Origin of the sequence: Streptomyces durhamensis (assembly GCF_000725475.1) — a bacterium.
GTDB lineage: Bacteria > Actinomycetota > Actinomycetes > Streptomycetales > Streptomycetaceae > Streptomyces > Streptomyces filipinensis.
This window is the reverse complement of record NZ_JNXR01000063.1, coordinates 1-7,239: the sequence shown is the minus strand read 5'-3', so window position 1 is coordinate 7,239 and position 7,239 is coordinate 1. Positions and strand designations below refer to the sequence as shown.

Here is a 7,239-nt window from a genome sequence, read left to right as displayed (position 1 = left end):
CTTGGCCTTGCGGGACAGCTCCCGCTGAAGGCGCTTGAGCTTCTTCTCGGCCCGGCGCAGGAAGCGCGGGCTGTTGATCTTCCGGCCGTCGGACAGGACAGCGAAGGCGGACAGGCCGAGGTCGATACCGGCGTCGGTCTCCGCCTCGGGCAGGATGTCCGGCTCGGTGTCGACGACGATGCCAGCTCAGCCCTTCCCTGCAGGGGGAACTACACCGGACGCATTTCTCTTCCGGTACGCCAGCAGTACCCCCCACCTCGGCCGTGACCTCGAACCGCTCCCCCGGATGCGCCGTGTTGGGCACCGTGAACTGATCCGTGGGGCGTGAGGACGCCGGGCCCCGTTTCCCGATCTGACAGGGGACGGGACCCGGCGGCGAAGCCGGCCGCGGTGCGACCGGCGCACGATGCCATCGGCGAACCGGTCGGTGAGGGCCCCGGGGTTGGAAGCGGCGGAGTGCTGGTTGATGTGCATCGTGGCGTTCACCGTCGTGCCCTGCCGGGCGAGCATGTCGACGAGATGGGACTCGCGGGCCGGCTGTACGGCCCGAGCGGGCGGGTCAGCGGGATGACGATGTCCGGGCCTCACCGGTCGGGGCCTGCCTGGCGACCGAGACCACGCCGCCGTGCGCGAACGGCAGATGGTCACGGACGACCTTGGGCAGATTGCTGCGCCCTCTCAAAACCGGCCTACTTCCAGGGGAAGCGGTACGCGCGATAACTGTTCACGCCCGTGGGGAACTGGGCCTTGAACACGGCCTTCCCCGAGGCGTTGAACTCGGAGACGTACGGAAGCGACCCCCATCCGACGAACGCCCCTCCCCGGCGGAGCGGCTGCGCGTTGCCCTGTGAGGACGCGCTGAGGTAGTCCGGCTGGTTCACAGACTTCACCAGCGTCGCCGTACGCGCCTTCTCGTCCACGCGGACGGTGACGACACGGCTGAAGGGAAGCTCCTCCACCGCCCCGGCCCCAGTGTTCGCGGCTCCCGCGGACTCGTTGTCGAACCAGCTGTACAGGCCGCCGCCGAGCGGTTCGGGATCGTGCTGCCACGAGAAGATCGTCCCGGCCGTGTTCAGGTACTGGCCGGGCGCGGCCTGCTCCTTGAACGTGCTGGCCTTGCCGCCGAGCTGCCACAGCACGGTGCCGTTGTGCCGGTCGACTTTGTACGTGGTCCACGTGTTCCGGGCATCGATGAGCAGGTCACCATCGGTGTCGGGTTTCACCGCGTTGATGTGGAACCAGTCCCACGGCTTGTTCGGCGACGACGGCAGCGGCTGCTCGCTCTGCGCGTACGGCACGTGATCGGCCGCCTTCCACTGGAACAGGACCCGGCCCGTGCGGATGTCTATCTCCTGCACCACGCCGTCGATGACCGCCTGGTGCGCGGAGCCGCCGATGCCCGTCAGATCGGCGGTCTCCTGCTTGTACGCCAGGATGAGTGCCGTGCCACGACCGGTGATCAGGAACTCGTGCCCGTCGGCGGTGTACCCGTTCCCGGCACGGACCTCGGCGACCTTCTGATACCGGTTGTCATAGATGTAGTTCACCCCGCTCGCGAGAGAGCCGAGCCCGGTGCCCTGCCACCAGGTCAGAACCGGCCTGCCCCGGTAGGTCTGGGCACGGAAGTCCGCCGCCTGCTGCCCAGCCGGCGCCTTGTGAGACCACACGACACGCCTGCCGTCGCCGCTCAGGATCTCCACGCCGCTGGAGTAGGCGCTGTTCGCGGAGTTCGGCGAGACGAAGATGTCCCCGCGGCTCGCTGTGCTCTTGTCGGCAAGGACAGTCACCGGTGGCAGCGGCTTGCTGTCCAGGGTTGCGGATGCGGTGCCGGCCAGGGGCAGCAGGCCCGTGACGACAGTGGTGGCCGCAGCGATCAGGATCCGCGCGGGTATGGAGTTGTGACGCATCAGGTGTCCGTTTCTGGCAGCCCAAGCCGAACCGGTCGGCTCGGTCACGGGCATGCGGAGAAGGCGCACACCCGACCGGGCATGCGCAGTGAGAGATGGCAACTACAGGAGGGTGCTACCGCGCATAGCCAGTGAGGCTGTCAGGCGCGGACGGATGCCACTGGAGGCCGAACGGCTCTCAACAGGGACGACACGCAGCAGAACACACCCGCATATGGTCGATGTGACCGCGAGTCGTGAGGATCTTGCGCCGCTGCATATGGCAGAACGTAGCCGCGCACGGACCGAAGCGTCAATCAACGTCCACGCAGCGAACAGGATGACCGGCCGGGACTGTTGCACTCCATGCCAGACCGTGCGGCCGGACGTGCCACTCTCACTGGGCGTTCACCTCGGACGTCATCCTGATCACTCCGGCCATGGGTTGTTCATGCCGGCTCAGCGGCGGGCCCTGCACGGATGCCGCGCCGACGGAGATGGCGCCGGATCGCGCGAGAGGAGTACGCGCGGTCCGCGAGGACAGTCTCTGGTCGAGTTCTGGGTCTACCGAGTCCACGTCGCGGAATGCGGATCCTGGCCATGACGGTGTCGAATTCCGGGGCGTCACCGGCTTGGCCTGCGATGACGTGGAGGGCCAACGGCCGTGCCCGGCTGTCGCTGGCCAGATGCACTTTCGTGCTCAGGCCACCGCGGGAGCGTCCGAGTGCGTGATCGTCGGGTTCTGACGGGCGTGGCGCCCCCTTCTTTTTCAGCACCGGCCACGTGCTGGTGGCCCCGGCAGACCGTGGAGTCGACCCAGCAGCTCGGGCAGGCCGCGGGGGAACGGTCAACGGAGGCGACTCAGGGAATCCGCCGGTGGACGGGCTTCCAATCGTCCACCGGGGCCCATGAGTGACTCCCGAACTCATCGATCGCCGACGGCGAGGTCATCCCCGAAGAGGGCGAGCCCGAAGTCGTCTTCTGCCGGGACGAGTTCGGGCCGCTCGGCTTTCAGCCCCACCCGGCCGGCAATGGGCCGAACGTGGCGGCCAGCACAAGAATCCCGACCGGGAGCCCCGGCCTCGCCGACGGGCGACCCACACCCGACCGCACGGCGTCCGGCACCTGTTCGCCGCCTACGACGTTGCCAAGGACCAGCCTTCTGGGCACGTCAAAAAGACCCAAGACCAGGTCGAAGTTCCTGGAGTCCTCCCGCTACCTGCGCTCAATGCACCCGGTCGACGTGCGCATTGCGATCGTCTGTGACAACTACTCACCGCACCTGACGGCGAAGCGATGTCAGCGAGCCGCGACGTGGGCAGCGGCGAACAACGTCGAGGTCGCCTACACCCCGACCAGAGGATCAGAACGACGGGCAATTGTACTGCGTAGCCAGGGGTACCGTGACGCAGTATGTACTGCCCGCCGCCGATTGCGGGACGGCGAAGACGGCGGTGCGCGAGCGGGGCATCACGACGCTGCCGAGCTCTCGGACGAGGGTCGCCTGATCGCTCGCCCCGGCAGCCAGGCGGTAGAGCCCGATGGGAATCGTGTCTCCCTGCTTGAAACCGGCGACGACCAGTCGGCGCTTGCTCTCACCGCGCAGCCGAGCCCGTTCCGGGTTCGTCGGGACGGCAACCGACTGCTTGTACGAGGCGGTGGTGTTGTCCTGGGTGGCGCTGATGGTGAAGTGGCCCGCTGCCGCCAGGCTTTCACGGGCGGCGGACTGCGGGACGAAGTCCCAAGTTTCACTTTGCATTACACCGCTGCCGATGTCGTACACCCGCAGCCGCGCACCGTTGAAAAGGGACTCCGGAGGCTCGTACCGGTCGAAGGTGAGCTTGCCGGCGGTGGGCTGCGCGGTGGTGGTGTAGCCGTGGCGGCCGTCAGACACGGTGACGGTGACCGCTCGCTCGGCCGTGAAGCCGTGCAGGCACAGGGCGTTCTCGCGGTTGAACACGAGGTTGCTCGGGCCCTGGACTGTGCTCATCCATACGGCGGGCGAGGTGGCCATTTTGGCAGGCAGAGAGGACAGATCCCGCTTACATTCGGGGGCGTCGCCGTCGCCTGCCGCGAGATTTCTGAACTTCCCCGGCAGTTTCGGGCCCTTTCGCGGCTTGGGCGTGCGTGCGCCTGCGGCTTGTCGGCTCTCCGCTGCGCTTCGTGTTGTCGTGTTCGTTCGACGTGTGGCGTCCTGGGTCGCCGAGCCGCATCCAGCGGCGGCGATGGACAGCAGCACCAGCCATCCGGCTAGTTGTCGACGCTTCATCAGGGTTTCCTTTCATGTGCTCGCTGTGGGCTCCCAGATGCGCACTGCGTGCGGGCCTGGTTCCTTTGCTGGTCGAGGTACTTGCGGTCCGCCTCGTAGTCCTGCCGGCTCGCGGCACCGGTGCGGAAGGCGTTACGCATTTGGTCGAGAGAATCCCGCGCGGCCTGGTCTCCGGTGACCGGGTCGCACCGAGCGAAGGCCCAGGCGGCCAGCCATCCCAGCCACTGGGCGCGCACGACGAAATGGCTCTCCAGCGCGAGTGCCTGCCGCATGCCGGAGATCGCGGCCTCCAGGTGTCCTCGGTCCGCCTCGCGCTGGGCGGCGATGGAGACAGCTAGCGCCTTCAGTTCGCGAACACCTCCGCCGGGCCCTGCGGCGCGGACCCGCCGCACAACGGCATCGATGGTGCCGTCGTCCCTGGTGAGGCCCGCATTGATCCGGCAATACTCCACCTGGGCCAGGTTGACCGCGGCTTTGAGGCGGCCCAGCGTGGTGAAGTTCGCGTCGGACATCAGCCGCCGGAGGGTGGAGGTGACACCGGCGATGTCCGAGTCACGCAGGGCTCCGGGAACGCAGTCCGTCGCTGCCGCTGCACGCAGATAAGTGTTGCCGGCCAGGCTGAGCTGTGCCCGGAGCCGGATGGGAGAGTCCGCGGGGATTGCCCGGTAGTCGGCGCCGGCGGCCTCCAGCACGGAACGCGAAGCCGCCTGCCCGTTGACAGTGGTCTGTTCCAGGGCGTGGCCCCGGAACAGGTGGACAAGGTCCGAGGTGACGAATCCGGAGCCGGAGTCCAGGTCCGACGTCCCTTTGCCGGGCAGCAGCCGGGCGAAGCCAGCTACGGCTTCGGTGGTACGGCCTGAGTGCCAGGCGTCCAGGGCGGAGGTGAACTGGGCAAGACCGCTGGCTTGCCGGACCAGCTCGGCCACCAGGGCGCCCCGGCTGTGGGCAAGGCCGAGGCTCTGGTCCGCGGGGACCGGTGCGCTGGTGTACCACCCAGCGAGTTCGGGGGCGTCGGGCACCTGGTCGGCGCGGACATACACCGCCGGGCGCACATTGATCTGCCCGCCGGAACCGGGGGTGACGATGCCGCCGAGGAGGATGGCGGCGTTGGACTGGCCGACGAACTTCCGGGTGCGGCTGTCGAGGCTGCGGTGATCGCCGTGGAGCAGGTCGGTCAGCGGAAGGTCGTACTGCGTTGCGTAGTCGTGTACGACTGTGCCCTTGGGAAGAGCCTTGCTCAGGGACTGGGCAAAGGTCGAGGAGACATCGTCCAAAAGCTGCTGGTCTTGCCCGGAGCCACGGTCCTTGAAGCCGACCACAGCCACGTCCTGAGGACCGGTCAGCCGGTACAGGGGGGCCGGTGGGGCCTGGAAGCGCATGAGTACCACGACCCCGCCGGCAAAGACACAACCGATCACGGCTACGTACGTGGCGCGCTGCCATCGAGGCACCTCGGCCAGTTTGTCCCGCAGAAGCTGGGTGACGGACCCCAGAAAACCGGTCAGGCCGACCAGGACACCGATGAGGGTCGCTGCCCCGCCGGGTCTTGCGCCCAAGGCGTTGGCCAGAGTGAGGGACGCCGCCAGAGCCAAGCTGATACCGGCCGCCGCCACCCAGATCTTTGCGCCGCCCTGGGTATGACTTGTACTACTTGGCGCATTTTCTTCCATCCCCTCGCATATTAAGGGCGCTGACTTGTGATGGCCCGTAGGCGCTACAGGCCATCACCAGGGAGTTCTCTGAGTGTGCTCCGGATGCAGAGTTGCCGGCATGCACGCCTTTAGAGGCCCTAACAGAATGACGGAACCGTACGGCTGCGAGGTGCCCGGATCTCGGACATCCTGTGACCTTTGAAGGTGCCGTCCTGAACGGACCGCCGGATGGCCACGGGCCGTCTTCGGTCGCCTTGCTGATGCAGGCCGTCGACTTCGCCCTGGCCCGGCCGCCGTCCGGCACCATGGACCTGCGGGGCGCGCAGGTGTCCTACCTCCACGACAACGAGCACAGCTGGCCGGCGTCTGGCTTGTCGTGCTGACCGTGCTGGGCACGCTGTGTTTCGGCACGCACTCCCCCAACCCGGCCCAACGAGGCAAAGGCGCCCGGTTTCAGCCCCTCGTCCACACACTCGACCTCTTGATGCCCATCGGCGGCCTAGGGCAGCGCACGGCCTGGTACTGGTCGAACGACAGCCTCCAATGGCTGGCCTACCTGCTGATCGCCTTCGGCTGGGTGCTCACGACCGCCGTCATCGCGGGTGCCACCCGCACCCTGCAGAAAAACTAGCGGTCGACAGCTGAGTTCAGGCGTCGCCGGTAGATCAGTGGGCATCAATGGGAGGGCAGGCATCGTGGAGGTCACCGCCTACCTCCCAGCGGATGCCTGGACGGCAGAACCAGAACGAGCGGACGAACGTGCGCTCCACGCCCCAGCGTGGGTGCCCCGAGCCACGCTCGGTATCCCAGTCGGCGATCACCGGCTTCACGCCGAGACCCCGAACAAGACGCCGGAACTTGTCGAGTTGTCGATGGGTGATCAGGCAGCAGGCGAGCTTGAGGAGCCCCTCATGGATGTCAGTCAGCCCGTCGTTCGCATCGGATCCGCAGACGTCGAAAGCCGTGCAGCCACGCGAAACTCCCCCCGATGAGTCCCATCTGACCTGCTGTCACCTTTCCCTGCGTCTCGGGGCCTCAGCTCAGCCCAAGGCCGCCGGAAGCGCGCTAACAACGGCTATCACCAGCATCCAGTGGGAGTACCGGTCCAAGATGTGAGGAACCCTGACTTGCCTGCCCCGAGGCAGTACCCGCTGGAGTTGTGTGAGCTTGCGGTGCGGACGTACCGGACCGCCGAGGCGAAGCCCGTGATCCGTCGCATGGCCGAGGAACTCGGCGTGCATCACGAGGCCCTGCGAGGCTGGATCCGGCAGGCCCAGGCCGACGCTGGCGAGCGGGACGGCCTGCTCACCACCGAGAAGAAGGAAGAGCTCCCCCCCCCGTTATGTTTTCCGCGGTCCTGCAAGAGGACCGCTGGCCTCCGGGCCCGGCATGACTGTTCCCCCCTGTCGAACGGATGACCTGGGGGGTGGTG

5 protein-coding genes and 4 pseudogenes are annotated in these 7,239 nt (G+C 67.4%); 3 read left to right on the top strand and 6 right to left on the bottom strand.

Going from position 1 to position 7,239, the window contains the following annotated elements; all coding sequences use genetic code 11:
• The 3 genes and pseudogenes from IO33_RS48830 to IO33_RS48825 form a co-directional block, all read right to left on the bottom strand.
• Window positions 1–177 (bottom strand): annotated as a pseudogene (locus IO33_RS48830) (transposase); the annotation flags it as partial.
• 512 nt (window positions 178–689) lie between these two features.
• Window positions 690–1,907: an arylsulfotransferase family protein gene (locus tag IO33_RS0141570; RefSeq protein WP_031174280.1), complete on the bottom strand. Its 1,218-nt coding sequence runs from the start codon at window positions 1,905–1,907 to the stop codon at window positions 690–692.
• 452 nt (window positions 1,908–2,359) lie between these two features.
• Window positions 2,360–2,611: pseudogene (locus tag IO33_RS48825) on the bottom strand (transposase); the annotation flags it as partial.
• Window positions 2,612–2,814: 203 nt separating this feature from the next.
• Here IO33_RS48825 and IO33_RS53935 point away from each other — a divergent pair.
• A pseudogene (locus IO33_RS53935) lies at window positions 2,815–3,252 on the top strand (transposase); the annotation flags it as partial.
• Here the strand turns inward: IO33_RS53935 and IO33_RS50920 are convergent.
• Entirely contained in the window at window positions 3,250–4,155 is a 906-nt protein-coding gene (locus IO33_RS50920; RefSeq protein WP_157858079.1) for a hypothetical protein, read from the bottom strand. The pseudogene IO33_RS53935 and the gene IO33_RS50920 sit on opposite strands and share 3 nt — an antisense overlap.
• A complete protein-coding gene (locus tag IO33_RS0141560) occupies window positions 4,155–5,825 on the bottom strand; it encodes a hypothetical protein (protein WP_157858078.1) in 1,671 nt (556 codons plus the stop codon). The genes IO33_RS50920 and IO33_RS0141560 overlap by 1 nt, the downstream gene beginning before the upstream one ends.
• A gap of 358 nt (window positions 5,826–6,183) precedes the next feature.
• Here IO33_RS0141560 and IO33_RS53265 point away from each other — a divergent pair, with 358 nt between their 5' ends.
• Window positions 6,184–6,438 (top strand): hypothetical protein, encoded by a 255-nt coding sequence (locus IO33_RS53265; RefSeq protein ID WP_031174277.1) that lies wholly within the window; start codon window positions 6,184–6,186, stop codon window positions 6,436–6,438.
• A 247-nt stretch (window positions 6,439–6,685) separates the two neighbouring features.
• Here IO33_RS53265 and IO33_RS50025 read toward each other — a convergent pair.
• A pseudogene (locus IO33_RS50025) lies at window positions 6,686–6,782 on the bottom strand (IS5/IS1182 family transposase); the annotation flags it as partial.
• Between the two features lie 116 nt (window positions 6,783–6,898).
• On the opposite strand from IO33_RS50025, the gene IO33_RS54375 reads away from it, so the two are divergent.
• Window positions 6,899–7,225, top strand: coding sequence for a transposase (locus IO33_RS54375; protein ID WP_425348006.1), 327 nt, complete (start codon window positions 6,899–6,901; stop codon window positions 7,223–7,225).
• The last annotated feature ends 14 nt before the right edge of the window (window positions 7,226–7,239 follow it).

Coding starts and splice junctions, on each gene's coding strand:
- IO33_RS0141560 (WP_157858078.1), bottom strand. CDS start 5,825: ATGGAAGAAAATGCGCCAAGTAGTACAAGTCATACCCAGGGCGGCGCA.
- IO33_RS0141570 (WP_031174280.1), bottom strand. CDS start 1,907: ATGCGTCACAACTCCATACCCGCGCGGATCCTGATCGCTGCGGCCACC.
- IO33_RS50920 (WP_157858079.1), bottom strand. CDS start 4,155: ATGAAGCGTCGACAACTAGCCGGATGGCTGGTGCTGCTGTCCATCGCC.